Source organism: Kothea flammea (assembly GCF_052161645.1).
GTDB lineage: Bacteria > Planctomycetota > Planctomycetia > Pirellulales > Pirellulaceae > Laterigemmans.
Genome location: NZ_CP197414.1, coordinates 7,516,131 through 7,533,077, shown reverse-complemented (window position 1 = coordinate 7,533,077; position 16,947 = coordinate 7,516,131). Strand labels below are relative to the sequence as shown.

General features: G+C 56.2%; 11 protein-coding genes. 4 read left to right on the top strand and 7 right to left on the bottom strand.

Going from position 1 to position 16,947, the window contains the following annotated elements; all coding sequences use genetic code 11:
- Window positions 1-66: 66 nt before the first annotated feature.
- The gene (locus tag SH139x_RS28105; protein ID WP_488350986.1) at window positions 67-1,449 is read left to right on the top strand and encodes an IS4 family transposase; all 1,383 of its coding nucleotides are present in this window, start codon (window positions 67-69) and stop codon (window positions 1,447-1,449) included.
- Between the two features lie 12 nt (window positions 1,450-1,461).
- Here the strand turns inward: SH139x_RS28105 and SH139x_RS28100 are convergent, their stop codons facing one another.
- From SH139x_RS28100 to glgA, 4 genes are all read right to left on the bottom strand, one after another.
- The gene (locus SH139x_RS28100) at window positions 1,462-3,630 is read right to left on the bottom strand and encodes an alpha-amylase/4-alpha-glucanotransferase domain-containing protein (RefSeq protein WP_488353032.1); all 2,169 of its coding nucleotides are present in this window, start codon (window positions 3,628-3,630) and stop codon (window positions 1,462-1,464) included.
- A 105-nt stretch (window positions 3,631-3,735) separates the two neighbouring features.
- Window positions 3,736-4,017: a hypothetical protein gene (locus tag SH139x_RS28095; protein ID WP_488353031.1), complete on the bottom strand. Its 282-nt coding sequence runs from the start codon at window positions 4,015-4,017 to the stop codon at window positions 3,736-3,738.
- 11 nt (window positions 4,018-4,028) lie between these two features.
- Window positions 4,029-5,042, bottom strand: a complete 1,014-nt coding sequence (locus SH139x_RS28090) for a galactose-1-phosphate uridylyltransferase (RefSeq protein ID WP_488353030.1) — start codon at window positions 5,040-5,042, stop codon at window positions 4,029-4,031.
- A 235-nt stretch (window positions 5,043-5,277) separates the two neighbouring features.
- Window positions 5,278-6,810 carry a glycogen synthase GlgA gene (gene glgA, locus SH139x_RS28085; RefSeq protein ID WP_488353029.1) on the bottom strand — a complete coding sequence of 511 codons (1,533 nt, stop codon included), beginning with the start codon at window positions 6,808-6,810 and terminating at the stop codon, window positions 5,278-5,280.
- Window positions 6,811-7,081: 271 nt separating this feature from the next.
- Between glgA and SH139x_RS28080 the strand changes: the two genes are divergently transcribed.
- Window positions 7,082-10,630: a histone H1-like repetitive region-containing protein gene (locus SH139x_RS28080; RefSeq protein WP_488353028.1), complete on the top strand. Its 3,549-nt coding sequence runs from the start codon at window positions 7,082-7,084 to the stop codon at window positions 10,628-10,630.
- Between the two features lie 206 nt (window positions 10,631-10,836).
- Window positions 10,837-11,406, top strand: coding sequence for a hypothetical protein (locus SH139x_RS28075; protein ID WP_488353027.1), 570 nt, complete (start codon window positions 10,837-10,839; stop codon window positions 11,404-11,406).
- A 53-nt stretch (window positions 11,407-11,459) separates the two neighbouring features.
- On the opposite strand, the gene SH139x_RS28070 is transcribed toward SH139x_RS28075, so the two are convergent.
- The 3 genes from SH139x_RS28070 to sthA all read right to left on the bottom strand — a co-directional run bounded on the left by SH139x_RS28070 (window position 11,460) and on the right by sthA (window position 15,913).
- On the bottom strand, window positions 11,460-13,481 hold the full coding sequence (locus tag SH139x_RS28070; protein ID WP_488353026.1) for a heavy metal translocating P-type ATPase: 2,022 nt from the start codon (window positions 13,479-13,481) through the stop codon (window positions 11,460-11,462).
- Entirely contained in the window at window positions 13,481-14,428 is a 948-nt protein-coding gene (locus tag SH139x_RS28065; protein ID WP_488353025.1) for an alpha/beta hydrolase, read from the bottom strand. Before SH139x_RS28065 ends, SH139x_RS28070 begins: the two co-directional genes overlap by 1 nt.
- A 93-nt stretch (window positions 14,429-14,521) precedes the next feature.
- Window positions 14,522-15,913, bottom strand: a complete 1,392-nt coding sequence (gene sthA, locus SH139x_RS28060; RefSeq protein WP_488353024.1) for a Si-specific NAD(P)(+) transhydrogenase — start codon at window positions 15,911-15,913, stop codon at window positions 14,522-14,524.
- A gap of 100 nt (window positions 15,914-16,013) precedes the next feature.
- On the opposite strand from sthA, the gene SH139x_RS28055 reads away from it, so the two are divergent.
- Window positions 16,014-16,850: a carbon-nitrogen hydrolase family protein gene (locus SH139x_RS28055; protein ID WP_488353023.1), complete on the top strand. Its 837-nt coding sequence runs from the start codon at window positions 16,014-16,016 to the stop codon at window positions 16,848-16,850.
- Window positions 16,851-16,947: the final 97 nt, after the last annotated feature.

Sequence of the window (16,947 nt, the reverse complement as noted above, 5' to 3'; positions counted from 1 at the left end):
TATGTAAATCGCGGCTCCTGCTAGAGTTAGGTTGTCTCACCAACCAACCTCGCAAGGAGCCGCGACATGAACGGGCAAGGATGCTCTGACCTCTCTTCGGAAGTCAACGGTAGGATTTTAGATCGGATTGCTGGACTTGAAAAGATCATTGCACCTGAACTTGTAGAGCGAGCACTCGCCGATACCGGCAAGCAGACCAAGCGGTCCTGCACGCTGACCAACGAAGTGATGATTTGGGTCGTATTGGCAATGGGCCTTTTCACTGAGCTTCCTATCCGTCAAGTCTTCAAAGCCTGCCGTCGGCTGCGGCACGGAGAAGAATCGCCAGCTAGGTCCAGCCTATGTATAGCGCGTCAACGACTTGGGAGCGAACCACTCGTTGCCTTGCACAGTTTAGTGGTCCGCCCATTGGCCACGCCGCAGACGCCTGGTGCGTTCTATCGCGGTATGCGCCGGGTCGCGATCGATGGTACGGTTCTCGAGTTGCCTGATTGCGATGCGCATCAGCATCTTGGACGCTCGTCAGGAAGTCGTGGCGCAGCCCCCTTTCCTCAAGTCCGTAAAGTCAGTCTTGTCGAACTCGGAACTCACATCGAGTTCGCATTTGTTTACGGCGGTTGGAAAGACTCCGAAAAGAAGCTGGTCGAGCAGCTATGGGATCGTATTCCCGAAGACGCGTTACTGTACGAAGACAGGGGCTTTTTTAGCTACAAACACTGGAAATTACTGCATGAGAAGCACAAATTGCTTGTTCGCATTCAAAAGTCGATGGTGTTCAAACCGATCAAATGCTTCGACGATGGATCCTTCTTGGCAAAGGTTTATCCGAGCAACTGGTATCGCGAAAATGACAAACAAGGCATCCTAGTCCGAGTGATCGAGTACAAGCTTGATGACCCTCAGCGTGTCGGTCACGATGAAGTTCATCGATTGATGACCAACCTGATGGACCCGATGGAGTTTCCGGCCATGGAACTGATTATGGAGTACCACGAACGCTGGGAAGAAGAAATGGTCTTTGATGAGCAGAAGACTCACCAAGATCCTTGTCGGGCCGAGAAGACAACGAATCTTCGCAGCGAAACGACCGACGGTCTGAAGCAAGAGTTGTATGCGATGTCGCTAGGTCATTTCGTGGTTCGCGCGTTAATGCTTGAAGCGGCTACCGAAGCGAACATGGACGTTGATCGGTTGTCGTTCAAGGGTTCTTTTCAAATACTCAAGACTCGATTACCGGAGTGCGATCCGAGCAACGAAGTAAGTTTCTCGCAGTGGTATGCAGCTGTGGTCTGGGAAATGAGTCGTGAGCGAATCCCGCCGCGCCGCAACCGCATCAACCCACGCGTGATCAAACGAAAAATGTCACGTTGGCACAAATGCCGCCCCGAACATCGAAACCAAGAACCGTTGACGAAAACCTTTGACCAGTCAGTGGTTATGCTTCATTGAACGGTATTGCTGTTAAACGAAGGCCCCTGCGGGAGTTTGTGTTTGGTGTGCGAGCCGGTTTGCACACTGCATCGCTAGCTGCATTTTAACGGCCCAACGTCCGTGTTGGTCGCCTTGGATGATCCAGTGAGGCTGCACGCAGACGCTTTGGTGCACCAACTCAAAGCCACCTTCACTTTGACTGACCGTTTCCACCGGGAATGCCCACAAACCGCCGGCACGATCGCTGCTGAGTCGCACCGTGATTCCCAACCATTGATCGGTTAACGCCAATGATTGACAGTCATGCAAATCTAACGTCTGACCCAATTGCCCTAACTGCTTGCCGGCGGCGTCCGTAAAGAAGCGATCGTCAGCACCACTTGGTAAACCGGCGAAGTTAAACTCAACGGCGAAATGAAAAGCACGCTCGGGTGGCAGATTTTCAATCAAATAAGCGATCTCGAGTTGATCTGAGCCAGCGATCATCGTGACCGCCTTGGTCATCGTCAAGGGAACACCCCAGGCGTTGCCATGACGAGTCATTTGCAATTGGACGCGGTCCGCTGCTCGTCGCAACTTGGCCTCAAACGGCAGATCGACAAAGTCGCCACGCTCTTGAGATTCTCCGCGACGCACCGACTCACAGGTCGCCTCCTCGTCATAAAAGTGATCCATCAAGCTCTTGCGAGGAAACGCGTCGTACTGTAGCAGTTGATCGAGCCCCTCTTGCTTGAACACAACACGATCGTGGATCGAAGCAACTTCACCTCCCGCCGCACTTGGGCCGGCTAACACCTTGCGGTGATACGCTTCCGGTCGACGTTGCATGGTGGCTAACAAGTTATGACGAATGTCGCGCACATCCAACTCATAGAGTCGTCCACCATGGCCTGGTGATAACCAAGCGATCGCTTGGTCGTTGGCCAAGCGGACCTCTTGCGTGCCGTCAAAATCAAAGTCATCCGTCGTGGCTTCCACCCAGGGTTGCTGGCCGCGACGATGCAACTCCAACTCGGTGTCAGCGGCAATTAAATGGCTGTAGATGGCATTCCGCAAATGGGGCAAGTAGATGCCGCCAAAAGCGCCGTGCCAATAGGGGCAATTGCACTGGCCTCGATAAAGATGGTCGCGAGCACGGTCCAGCACGTCGGCCGGCAAACGCTCTTCAGCCGCCGCCAACAGCCGACCGCTGACATCCATCATCCGCGCGTACATTTCGTTCGCTTCGGCGTATTTTACTTTGAAGTTTCGCCAGAATCCGCCACGCACGAAACGTTGCAAGTCTTGCCAACGCGAATCGCTTACCAGCGAATGCGTCAATGAATCGTAGACCTCTTGCTGTGGCACTGGCAGTGACCATTCCGTCATTTCGCGATAGCTGCAATCGGGTAAATAGATTTTCCCTCGCGGCGGTGTGCTGCGGATTGCGTTGGCCAGCGTCGACGTCTTCAGCCAACTCTGGTTGTCGGTCAATGCGTCAAAGAAAGCACGCAACCAGCCACGCTTGTAGACGTGCTCCTGAGTGTCGGGCCATGAACCAAATTTTTCGCCATCGTCGCCGAAGACTAACACCGCCCCGGGACTCCGCTCGGCCACTTCTCGGCAATAAGCGATCGTCTCTTCCACGGGGGCGAAGGGAATCGTGTACCGCAAACGTTCGCTGCCGGGGAACACTCGCAGTACTTGACCATCCTCTTCGGTGATGAAATAGCCGGTCAGCTGATCATCGGTCCAACCGGCAGCGCGAAAGTGAAAGTCATCGAGCACCGTGTACGCAATGTTGGCGGCCACCACATCGGCAACCAATTGAGGTTCCCAAACTCGCTCCGGAGTCCACATCCCGGCGATCGGTGTCTCAAAAGCATCGGTCAACCAACGGGTGAAGGCGCGGATTTGACCGACACGATCGCGCCGCGGCAGCATGGTTAAAATCGGCTCGTACTGCGGCCCGCCAATGATCTCCACGCGGCCGGCGTCGACCAAATAACGCAGCCGGGTAATATATTCTGGGTGATTTTCCGCTAGCCACAGCATCAGCGGCCCGCTGGTGTGCAGCGAAATCTGCAACGCCTCATACGGCTCAAAGACCTCGAGAAAGGGCAAATAACTGTCTTGATAGGCCTGCTCAAAGACGCCATCGAAGTTACCGATGGGTTGATGATTGTGCAGGGCTAGGCAGAGGTGAGCGGTGGACGTCATCAGATTGTCTGGGGCGGCGAGCTACGACAGAAATTACGAGATCAAGACGAAGACGGATCTCGCACCTGTTCTATCGGCGCAACAAGCCCCCGCGGTCCATCCTTCTCAGTCGGAAAAATCGACTGGATCGTCGGCCGAGGCATCCATCTCCTGACCGAAAGGCTCGCCTCTCAAGTGCGCGGCCGCTACTTCCGGTGTAACTGGATTGATATAACAATCCGATCCCCATTCAAAGCCCGCAACTTTGGTTAATCTGGGAAAAATTTCGATCCACCAGTGATACGACCCATCACAAGCGACATGCCGGGGCCGCGAATGAATCGTGTAATTGTAAGCACAGGAGACAAACATCGCCTCCATCGAAGCGACCAGCTGCTGGGTCAGCAAGGCCAACTCCGCTAACCGCTCTTGAGATTCCAGCTCAAAACGATCCAAATGCCGCCGGGCGCCACCCGTACTAAGTAAGGCAGGCGGCTGGCAAATGGACAGAAGGCCACAAAGGATTCAGTCTGGCAGACGATCCGCCGCTCCTCAGCCAGTTCCGCGGCCAGAGTTTCACACATCAGGCAAGCTTGCGTGTCGCGAAAATAACGCGTCATCCGCTGGCCTGTCTCGTCGGCGGCCGGCGGCAGCAAGCTGGTGGCGATCAATTGGCTATGCGTGTGTCGCAAGGAAGCGCCCGCGGCGGCTCCCATGTTCTTGAATGTGACCACGTATTCAATGCCGGGGACTTCAAACCAATATCGCATCCGCGAGGCATAAGCGAAGAAGACTTGAGCCACGTGCTCGGCCGATAACTGGGTCAGCGATTCCACGTGATGCGGCGTCTCCACGATGACTTCGTGACCGCCATGCAACTCGTAAGCCTCGAACAGCTCGATCGATTGCGATTGTGAATCTTTGGCCCGCCTGCTCGGTCGCGAATGCTGGCTTGCCGGTGGTAATTCCTCGATCCGTGGCCAGTTGCTTCGATGTTGCGAATCGTGCGAAAGCTGCGCGTCGGTGAGGTGCTGTGTGTCGCTGAACGGGACGCGTAGTCGCGAGGTTTTCTCAGTCTCCAGGTGGTTTGGATAGAGTCTTCGTCCACCCAAGTTTTGCTCAATCACCTCCTCGGGCAAAACAGCCGGGAATAAGTTGGGGATTACGCGGACGGCCCACGAATGCGTGCTGCAACTGTGGTCGGGAAAGCAGAGCGTGGCTGGGGGTGTGCTTTGTTCATTGCCGGCGCAGAAGGGACATTCCACCCCCGAGGTCAGCGGCAATTCCGTTTCAATGATTTCGGCGGGCCGTTTGCCGCGGCCGGGAGCGAAAATTACCCAACGACCGCTCAGTGCGTCGCGACGACACTGGCTGGGGCGTCCGATCTCCGCGTTGAGTGGAGTCGATTCGGCAGATTGTTTTGCGTTTGACACAGTAGACAATCGCCGTGGGGTAGGCGATTCTCGGATGGTGTTTTGCTAGACCCGAGCCATCCGTGGAATTCCCTTTACACCACAACTGGAGTCGATTGTCAATTTTCCATGAATACCGGCGCAGCCGGCATTCTCTCTCCAGGCTCACTGGCTTGCGTGATTGGTATTGTCTTCAGCGAGGTGGGCGGTGGCAACATGTCCCTTTAAGTGGGTGCTGGAGGAGCAATGAGCAACCTTAAGGGCTGGGAGGGATGACTCGCGGCGGTCTGGGAGGTGGGGAAGAACGGCGTGCAGATTTTTTCAGTAAAGTCTCAGAATAAAGATGTTCGTACTGTGCGGCGCTCCGCCGCCAGGAAAAGTCTTGCCGCATTCCGCAGGCCACCAATCGCTGCCAAGTATCCCAGTGGTCCCAACGCACCAGAGCGGCTCGCCAGAGAGCGTCAATTAATCCGTCGACGGAAAACTCGGGAAGGTAAAATCCGTTGGCCGTTCCAGCGGCTAGTGTTTCGGCCGTGGTGTCTGTCACCGTGTCGACTAAACCGCCCGTCGGGTTGACCACTGGTACAGTCCCGTAGGCCAAACTGTAAAGCTGATTTAGGCCACACGGTTCATAGCGGCTGGGCATCAAGAAAATATCGCTGCCCGCCTCGATCAGATGAGCTAGTTCGTTGGAGAACCCCAGCTTGAGCCCCAAGCGATCAGGGTAATGATCGGCTAGGGCGGCCAGTTGATCATGAAAGTGACGATCGCCCGTGCCCAATACAACCCACTGGATAGGACGATCTTCCGAGAGCAAGCGTTGCATCGCGGCGATCACTAAATCCCAGCCCTTTTGTTCGGCCAATCGTCCGACCAGCCCCACGATTGGCATGTTGACGTCGCTCGCCAAACCGAATCTTCGCCGTAGCTCCCCCGCGTTGGCTGCTTTGCCTTCAACCCAATTATGTTCGCCATAGTTGGCGACTAAATGGGAATCGTTGCGGGGATTCCAAATGGAAGGGTCGACTCCGTTGATGATGCCAAACAAGTCGGCTCTGCGGCTGGCCAACACGCCTTCCAGCCCGCAACCATGCTCGGCCGTTTGAATTTCTTTGGCGTATTGAGGACTGACCGTGCTGAGTGAATCGGCGAAGACGAGTCCCGTTTTCAGCAAATTCAATTGGCCATAAAACTCCATGCCGGCGGGGTTAAAATAAGCCCAGTCGAGCCCGGTGAGCAGCATATCCCAGTGCCAAAAGTTGCCCTGGTAGGCCAGGTTATGGACCGTCATCACGGTGGCCGCCGTGGGCATCCAAGCATGTTGTTCGAATTCGCTCCGCACATAGGCCGGGACGAGTCCGGTCTGCCAATCGTTGCAGTGCACAATATCGGGTTGGAGTTGTAATCGCGTGATCGCTTGCAGCGCGCCGCGGCAGAAAAAAGCGAATCGCTCGCAATTATCGACAAAATCGCCATTCGCATCGCCATAAAGCGCGGGACGATTGTAGTACTGTGGCTGATCGATGAAGTAGACTGGGACATCACTATCAGGCAAATGGGATTGCAAGACCCGGCCGCCGATGACGTTGTCTCCGATGGTTACCGCAAAGCTGACATCGGTTGGTTCAATCGGTAATCCGGAACCATAGATTTGACGAAACGCCGGCATCAAAACGGAACATTGGTGTCCCCGCCTGGCCAACTGGATCGGCAAGGCGCCGCAGACGTCGGCTAGGCCCCCGGTCTTGGCAAACGGGACCGCCTCGGTGGTGATAAAAACGACTTTCAAAGGATTCCGCCCGCGCTTGGAACCAATCCGAAAACCACTAGTCGCTTTGGTGCTAACCGCGGTTCCATGGGGTTTTCGGATAGGCTCTTGAGATAGCTTCAATGTTAAGCCTGGGCCCTAGTGTAAACCGCAAAACAACCGCTCGCCATCATGGGCTTGACGAGAAATCATGGGCCCGCCGAGAAACCCGCTGCTGCCGAAGTCGAGTTAAAATAGAAATACTGCGTCCGCTCGTTTGCCTCTCATCGCTTAACTATTTTTTTGGACCAACATGAGCTTGACCGTCGAACAATTGGCCCTTCGTTACACCCGCAGCGGTTTAGCGGAGCCTGAATCAGAAGCGGCGTTTCAGCGCCTGCTGGCCGGTTTCGCGGAAGCTCACCAAGAAACTCCCGCAAAAAGTGCCGCCGAGCTGGCGAAATGGGCCGTGCGACAGGGCCTCCTGACTCGCTACCAGGCTCAACAGTTGCTGACTAACGATTGGCCTCAATTGCGCCTGGGGCCGTTTGTACTCAAAAGTCCGGTCGAGACCCCGCCGCTGGCTGGCTGGTGGCTGACTGCCGATGAGCAAGGCCAGTCGCTGTTGGTGCGACAATTTGACCAACCGTTGGATGCCGCTGCGCTCCGCAGGTTGGGCCGATTCCAAAGCATTGCGAATGCCCAGCTATTGCAGGTGCAGCTACCGGCCTTAGTCGCCGAGCAACAGTGGTTGGAGCATCAGCAGCCGCTCCAACAGGGACAATTGTTGTTGGCCAGCGTGCCGCGGGGAAAACCAGCTGCGCTCTCGCTTCCGCCGCAAGGCTTGCCGGCTGCTCAAGTCCTGGCGATCGCCATCGAGGTTTGTAAAACCGTGGCAGCGCTACATGAGCAACAATTGTTAGCTCGCCCAGTCGATGCCAATCAGTTGTGGTTGACCTCCGCCGGTTCGCTCCAATTAATCGTCGATCCGACGCTGGGTGTCGAACCGCTGGCTAATTTTCAGGCTGGCCAATTGGTATTGTCCAGCAACTCGCAAGACCTGCGTTACTCGGCCCCCGAGTGCTTGTTGATGGGACATGCGTATGATTACGCCACCGATTTGTACGCACTCGGATGTTTGCTCTACCAACTTCGCTACGGCCAACCCCCTTACGATTTTCCCCCGGCGGCTGGCGCAAATCCGCAGCGACTGCAACAGCAACTCAGCGATGTCCCACGACCACTCAGGGAGGCTGTCGAACTGGGTGCCAGCGGAGACCCACTCGCACGCGTCTTGGCCCACACGCTGGCGGCAAATCGCGAAGCCCGCTTCCAGTCGATCAACCAACTGCAAACCGCCCTGGAAACCGCAGCCAGTTTGATCGAAGCTCAACCAACCGTGACTACCGAACAAACGGTTGACCAAGAACGAGCCGCGAAAGAACTCGCCGCGAAGGAACAAGCTGCGAATGAACTCGCTGCGAAAGAACTTGCTGCGAAAGAGCTTGCTGCGAAGGAACTTGCTGCGAAAGAACTTGCTGCGAAAGAACTTGCTGCGAAAGAACTTGCTGCGAAAGAACTTGCCGCGAAAGAACTTGCTGCGAAAGAACTTGCCGCAAAGGAACTTGCCGCGAAAGAACTTGCTGCGAAAGAACTTGCTGCGAAAGAACTTGCTGCGAAGGAACTTGCTGCGAAAGAACTTGCTGCGAAAGAACTTGCTGCGAAAGAACTTGCCGCAAAGGAACTTGCCGCGAAAGAACTTGCTGCGAAAGAACTTGCTGCGAAAGAACTTGCTGCGAAAGAACTTGCTGCAAAGAAAAATGCTCCGCAAGAACTTGCTGCCGAGCAGGTTGCAGCATCGCAGCCTGCTAGCCAGTCGCCAGTTGCCATCAGCCCTGTTAACTCAGAATGCGAGATAACTGTCACCACACGCTCGGAATCTGTCACCACACGCTCGGAATCTGTCACCACAGCGGGAGCTGCTGAAGAAAGGGCAGCTGAGCCAGTCGCCCCCAACGTAAAACCGCTTGCTGAGGAAGTCGCGCAGGAAGTTGAAGGACTAGCCAAGGTCGCGGTGGCCGAGGGTGCTGCGGTCGCTGCCGCTGCGAAAGCTGCTCCAGTTGCTGCTGCTGCGGTGCCGACCAAGCGGAAGAAGCCGACTGCGGTCCGGCGGAAGAAGAAGAAAAATCGGGCAGCTCCAATCGTGCTGGGTGGACTTGGTTTTGTGATCATTGGTTTGTTGGTCGCGTTGTTGGTCAAACCTGATCGCGTCGCCGAAACGCCACAAGTCAGCGTGCGGCCTCCCTTGCCACCGCCGCCAGTCGTGACTCCTCCGCCACGCGAGACAAGCAAACCGGCCGCTTCGGCAGCGGGAACGCAGTTGGTCGACGATGATCGCGTGCTGTGGGCGGCTCCCGATCAGGGGGCGCCTCCGTTGTTGACATTGCTTCCCCCCGGTGCCGATATGCTGGTCAGTTTTCGACCTGACAGCTTGTTGAACCAGGAAACGGGCCGGGCGGTCTATCAAGCCTTATCGCCTGAGCTGGAGGATGCGTTCGCAGCGCTCCGCAAGCGGATTCGACTTCCCTGGTCTGAGATCGAGCGAGTTACCGTGGCGCTCGAAGCGGGCGATGAGGCGGGGGTTCCGCGAGTCAGTTTGGCTGTCGATTTAAAGCAAGCCACGCCGATCGCCGATTTGGCAATGGCTTGGGGGGCTGAGGAGGCGCGAACACCGTCGGGCGCTGTTGCCTACTTCCGTGAAGAGCCAGGGGCGGACGCTTACTTGCCAAGTTCGGGCGATGCGCGAGCAAGTGAGCAGCAGGCAAGTGGGGTCAGCCGATTTGCCGTCGCTGAAATAGAAACGTTAAAGGAGATTGCCGAGTTGGAAGGGGGGGCGATCCCGCTGCCTCGCCAGCTGAGCAAGTTATGGCAGGGCGTCGGGCCGAATCCTGACGTCGCCTTTTTGGTCAGCCCCAATTTTCTCTTCGCCGATGGACGTTCGCTGTTGCGAGATTACGCTGGCCGGCTGGTCAGCCCGTTGCGGCAATTCCTGATTCCGGCGGTGGCCGGGGCCAGTGGTCGGATGCAATTTGAGCAGTCTTGGTATGTGGAATTGAGATTTTCGCCGGGGGGTGGAAGTAGTCCCGCGTCGCTCAAACAGTCGCTTGATCAATCGTTGGATAATTTGCCCTCCGCCGCCGAGCGGTTCTTACTGGAAACCGATCCGCATCCTTCTTGGCGAGCTTTGGCGATTCGTTGGCCGGCCATGTTGAGGGCTTTGAAAGAGTCGACTCGCACGGGTGTCAGTGATGGCGAGGCAGTGGTGAATGCATATCTTCCCCCCCGTGCCGCGCCCAACTTGTTGCTGACATCTTGGTTGGCTAGCAACACCCCGGCCGGACCTTCGCGAGGTCCCGCGCCTGAGACTTCTGGTCCAGCGGCTTTGGCGACGGTGGATCAATTGCTGCAACAGCCTTTTTCCATTAGCTTTGATCAAGAATCATTGGAAATGGCCGGTGAGGCGATTCGTCAGCAATTCAACGCCATTACCCCACCCGGTTCACGCCAATTGGAAATCTATTTGTTGGGTGGCGATTTGCAGCTGGATGGCATTACTCAAAACCAGCAGATCCGCGATTTTGATCATCAGAATTCACCGCTCAGCAAAGTCTTGGACGATCTGGTCGCTCGCGCCAACCCCGATCGCACAGTGACTCAACTTTCCGAGGCAAAACAAGCTTTGGTGTGGGTCGTGGGGCCGCATCCTGAACAGCCGGATCGTCAAGTCATTCTGATCACGACCCGCACGCAGGCGTTGGCAAAAAAATATCAACTTCCCGCTCAATTCCAGTCAGCCCCCTAGCGTTCACGCCCCGACCGGGAAAAGCGGCTGACCGGGAAAAGCGGCTGACCGGGAAAAGCGGCTGACCGGGAAAAGCGGCTGACCGGGAAAAGCGGCCAGCGGTGGTATTTCGCAAACGGGGGTATAAATCCTATACTGCGGTTGGAAAACGTTTTGTGATCACCTGCTAAGCGGGTAACAACTGTCAGAGGACTGGAGAAGTCGAGATGAGCCCCCAAGACGATTCGCTGACGCAGCGTGGCAAAGCCCTGGAAGAAGTCTTCTTTCGCAATGTCGATGCCAAACTGTTGGAAGACCTCAAGCGTTCAGCCGCTTCCGAGGAAATGCGGACAGATCTGATACGCCGCACGGGTATTCAAGATGAAACTTTGATCAACGAATTGATTCATCAGGGCGTCACCAGCGAAGGCTTGGTCGCGCTCCGTTTGATCCCAATGGTAATGGTCGCTTGGGCTGATCGGCATGTCACCGAAGCCGAACACAAAACGATCTTGGACGAAGCGGCCAAGCAGGGGATCGAAGTCGGCTCGATCGCCCATCGATCACTGGAAGCCTGGCTGCAGCTCAAGCCTGAATCCGAACTGATCGATGCTTGGGAACGGTACACCAAGGAGTTGCTCAGCGGGATGGGCCCGGCAGCACGGCAAGCTTTCTCCAGCGAGTTGCAAGAAGAACTGATGGCTGTTGCCAAGGCCTCCGGTGGCGTGCTGGGCTTCGGTGCGGTCAGCGATGCCGAGTCGCAAGTGATCGATCGCGTGATGAAGATCGTTGCCTAACCGTAGGACGCGCCTGGAGGCCCATCCTGCGGGCCGATCTCTACCTGTTAGATTTACTTGCGAAAGCCCAGCAAGCGGAGTGCGTTGAGCACCACGACAACCGTTGAGCCTTCGTGAAACACGACGGCCGCGGTCAAGTTCAAGCCCCAGATCGTGGCCGGCACCAACACGGCAATCATGCCTAAGCTGATCCACAAATTCTGCCGAATGATCTTGCTGGTTTGTCGGCTCAAGCGAATCGCGAAAGGCAGTCCTGCCAAGTCGTCACCCATCAGCGCCACATCGGCTGTCTCCAAAGCCACATCTGAACCTGCCGCGCCCATGGCGAGTGAGACACCAGCCGAAGCCATCGCCGGGGCGTCATTCACACCATCGCCCACCATGGCCGTCAACGCGTGTTCATTCATGGCCAAGATCGCTTGGACTTTTTCCTCAGGCATCAAATCTCCCACCGCTTCATCCAAGCCGACGCTGTGGGCGATTTGCTGAGCCACCGTTTGATGGTCGCCCGACAGCATCACCATCCGGCGGATCCCAAGTTCCCTTAATGCTTGAATCGTGTTCACGGCCGCCGGGCGGGGAACATCTAACAGCCCCAAAACTCCTAAAAAATCATCACCGCTGCGGATGATCATGATCGTGCGTCCCGCCTCACGTAGGCGGTGGACAATCTCGCTAACTTCGCGTGGTAACTGTTGGGGCTGGTCTGCTTGTTGCCACATCGCTTCGCTACCGACGCTGACTAATTGGTCGCCCAGATAGGCCTGCACCCCTTGTCCGGTCAAGCTTTTTAGCCCGGTTGCGTGAGGGACAGCTTCACTGCCGAGACGCTCACAGGCGGCCAGCCAAACGGTGCGGGCCAGCGGATGCGGGCTCAACCGTTCAACCGCCGCGGCGGTCGCCAGCAGATGTTCTGCCGAAACGCCCCGGACCGGCTCAAGGTCGGTCAGCTGAGGTTTGCCGGTGGTCAGCGTTCCGGTTTTATCAAAGGCGATCGTGTCGACTTTACCAAGTAGCTCCAGCGGTCCGCCTCCTTTGAATAACAGCCCGCTGTTGCCGGCCCGCGCGACGGCGCTGAGCACCGCGCTGGGGGTGGCGATGGCCAACGCGCATGGACTGGCAGCCACCAACACGGCCATCGCGCGATAGAAAGTCGTCGCGTAAGGTTCGCTCATCACACCCAGCGGCGCGGTCAATAAGATGAGAACCATCACTAACACGCCTGGCACATAAAAGCGTTCAAAGGCGTGAGTCAGACGCTGCGTGGGCGAGCGTTTCGACTCGGCCTCCGTCACTAATTGCATCAGTCGCGAAAGTGTTGTGTCCGCCGTTTTGCGAGTCACGTGGATGTGTAACGAACCGGCTCCGTTGATCGTGCCGGCAAACACGCGGTGGGAGGCATCGACCCACTGGTCATTCGATGTGTCAGGATGAAAATCGACCGCTGGCGATTTATCGACCGGTACGCTTTCCCCGGTGATCGGCGATTGATCGACACCACTCTCCCCCGCGATTACCACTCCGTCGGCAGCGATTGTGGAGTCAGGTCCGACGACGACAATATCGCCAATTGCCAACGTCTCGACCGGAACCTCTTGCTCCTGTCCGTCACGCAGTACGATGGCCGAATGGGGGCGGAGCTTTCCCAAGCTGGCGATCGATTTCCGCGCTCGGCCCATCGTGTAATGTTCCAACGCATGCCCAATGCTGAACAGCGTTAACAACAAAGCCCCTTCGACCCACTCCCCCAGCGCGCCTGCGCCGCAAGCAGCCACAACCATCAAAAAGTCAATCTCGAACCGCCCCTGCCGAAGGCTCTGGTAAGACTCCACGACGGCAAAAAAACCTCCAAAGAAATAGGAGGCCAAGAGGATATACCAAGCCACGTCGGCCATCCCGCTGCCGGCCAGAGATAAACTCCAGCCGATGATCAACGTGGACGCCGCAGCGATTGCAAACCCTAACTCAACGCGCTCGCCCGACAACCAAGGTAAGCCAGGTGGCGCCGCATGAGAATGACCACAACCACTCGGACCGCATGGATCCCGCAAGGCTCCCTCGCTGCTCGTAGCCATCAATTATCCGTAGCATCAGAATTAGCCGCCTTCGAATTCGCAGCTAGATATTTATCAAACCAGGCGATCAATGCCTCGGTGGCTCGTTTCGCTTCCTGGCCACTAAAGCCATGCCCAACCCCTTCAAAAACCATTAAATCGGCTGGCACCTTAGCAGCTTCCAAAGCGGCTAAGTAACGTTTACTGTGCGATAGTTGGACCAGACGATCGGCGTCACCATGCACCAACAACGTAGGTGGGTCATCCGCTGTGACATACAGCAGCGGAGACACGTTTTCGGCTTCGTCGCGATCAAAATCCAATGCCGGAAATTGACCCGATAGGTTAAATAGCTCGCGCAAATCGACTGGTGGGAAATAGGCGACTGCGGCGGCAATCCGTTGTTTGGAACGGTCCTCGCTAGTGAGTTCACCGTATTTGGGAGCCGCCGATGCCATCAGCGAAAGATGGCCGCCCGCGCTGGCTCCAAAAACACCAATCCGAGCTGGATCAAAGCCAAACCGTGCCGCCGATGAACGAACGTGTTCGAGCCCTTTGGTGACATCCTCCACCGCGTCCGGTACCTTAAAGTACGGCGCGCTACCATGTCGCATGATAACTAAAGCGTACCCCTTCTCGACCAGTTGGGGGAAGGAAGCAAAAGCCGCCGGTAATGCCGGGCTGACAAAACTCTCTGGCTCAATCCAGCTCGACACCCAGCCACCACTCATCATAAAGATAACGGCCGCCCCGTTACTCTTCTCCGGCTGGCGAATCACATCATATGTCAGCGCCATGCCCGCCTTGTGACCATATACCACATCTTTGGTGATCTCAAACTTTGGATCGGCCGCTCGCAGCGAACCGCCGAGCGAGATCGCGAAAATTAAAGTTAGACACGATAGCCGAGTGCAAAAGCTGGCCAGATGCGAGCGGCCCATCGGAAATCGAGAAAGCATGGTGCGCATGACATTATCCTATGATTGGCGGGCAGACAAAAAATAGCAAAACTATCGTTGATTACCGAATGTGCTTACTTTTGCTTATGCCCTGCAGCGTGATTAAAAAAGTCGGTTGTGGCCATTCAAAGCGGCCACGCGGTAAGCTTCCGCCATTGTCGGATAATTAAAAGTAGTTTCAATGAAATATTCGAGTGTATTCTGCCCGGCCGGTTGATTCATGATCGCTTGACCAATGTGAACGATCTCGGCAGCCTGAGCACCGAAGCAGTGGACTCCTAAAATTTCTAGTGTTTCGCGGTGAAACAACAGCTTCAGCATGCCTGTGGTCTGACCGGTGATTTGAGCGCGGGCCAAACTCTTGAACTGACTAAAGCCGATTTCATAAGGGATGCAGGCAGCGGTCAATTCTCGCTCTGTTTTCCCCACCGAACTGATTTCCGGGCTGGTGTAAATTCCGGTGGGAATATCATGCAGACGTAAACTGGTGTCGCCGCCTCCCATGATATGCATCGCCGCGGCGCGACCCTGAGTGTAGGCCGCACTGGCTAGCGAAGGGTAGCCGATCACATCTCCCACGGCATAGACATGATTCACGGCAGTGCGAAATTGAGAATCGACTTCCAGTTGGCCGCGCTTGTTCGGTTCTAAACCAACGTTTTCTAATTGCAAGCGATCGCAGTTTCCTTGACGACCGTTGGCCCACAGAAAAGCGTCTGTTTTCAACCGCTTGCCGCTCTTCAAATGCAAAATCACTCCATCACTCAGCCCCTCGATCCGCTCCATCGACTCGTTGTGACGAATCAGCACGCCCGAATCGCGGAGATGATACGAGAGCGCGTCAATGATTTCATCGTCCAAAAACTCCAGCAGTTTGTCGCGCGTGTTAACCAGATTGACTTTCATGCCCAAATTGCGAAACATCGACGCGTACTCGCAGCCGATCACGCCGGCGCCGTAAACGGTGATCGAGTGGGGTTTGGCATCCAAACCCAAGATGGTGTCGCTATCAAAGATGCGGGGGTGGGAAAAGTCGACCCCCTCGGGACGATAGGGGCGTGAGCCGGTGGCGATCACAAAGTGGGCGGCGGAGAGTCGTTCGCCATCTTCGATTTCAATCGTGTGGGGATCGACGAAACTGGCCGTGCCATGCGTGATCGGCACCCCGTTGCGATCGTAGAAAGATTGTCGCATGCTGACCTGGCGGTTGATGATCGCTTGGCCGCTGGCTCGCAATTGCGGCATTGTGGGGCTCAAATGAATCCCCATTTCCCGCAGCGTGGGGTTGTTCATCGCCTGATTGACGGCGCTAATGCTGTATCGCAAAGCTTTGCTGGGGATTGTTCCCCAGTGCGTGCAGCCGCCCCCAATTAGCTGATATTTTTCGATCACAGCGACCCGCAACCCGCCTTTAACGGCTTGCATGGCGGCTCCCTCGCCGCCCGGTCCCGTGCCAATCACAATCACGTCATAATCATGTTGTTGAGTATTCATGGAAATCATTATCACGGTTATCCCGACCTGGGGGTAGACCGGTTTTTCAGCTCGTAATCACTCGCTCCTAGTGCCCATTTACCTGAACAAAAAATTCCCGATGCGAATCGCCGCCGCCCAGTTCGATATCCAGCTCGGTCAGCTCAATCACAACCTTGAGCAGGTGCTCAACTGGATCGCCCAAGCTCGTGACCAGCAGGTGAATCTGTTGGTTTTTCCCGAGTGCGCACTGACCGGCTACTGCTTCAACAGCCGCGTGGAAGCGTTTGAGTTCGCACGTCCGCTCGATGACCCGCTCTGGGACCAATTGGCCGAAGCGTGTGCGCAAGCGCCGCAGCTGCACGTCGTGGTCGGATTTTTGGAACGCGAGGGAGAGCAGCTTTGGAACGCTTCGGCGTTGATCGGCCCGGCGGGGATTGTGGGCAGCTACCGCAAGGTTCACTTGCCCCATTTGGGCGTCGATCGCTTCGTCGATGCTGGGGATCGGCCGTTTCAAGTTTTCTCAGCCGGAGAGCTGCGGGTGGGGCTGGGGATCTGCTACGACAGTTCGTTCCCCGAGCCGATGCGGGTGCTGGCTCTGCATGGGGCCGACGTAATCGCTCTGCCAACAAATTGGCCGATCGCGGCGCGGCGCACCGCAGAGATTGTCCCCGCGGCCCGCAGCATGGAAAATCACCTTTACTTTGTGGCCGCTAATCGAATCGGTCGCGAACAGACGTTCGAGTTTTGTGGGCTTAGCACCATCTGTGGACCTGATGGGGTCGAATTGGCACGAGCGGCGGCAACCGACAAGGAGTTGATCATCGCCGAAGTCGATCTCAGCGTGGCGCGAAACAAGAAGATCGAACGGACCGTCGGGGCGCACGTGATCGATCGCTTCGCAGACCGCCGCCCAGAATTTTATGATCGCATCGTGGGTTCTAAAAGCATTGATTAGTAACGTGCAGATGCAAGTCGTTTAACAGTCAGCCGCAGGCGTACTTTTATCCGCCACCACGAGACCGTGTTCGCCTGCGGCTGACTGCTAAATGATG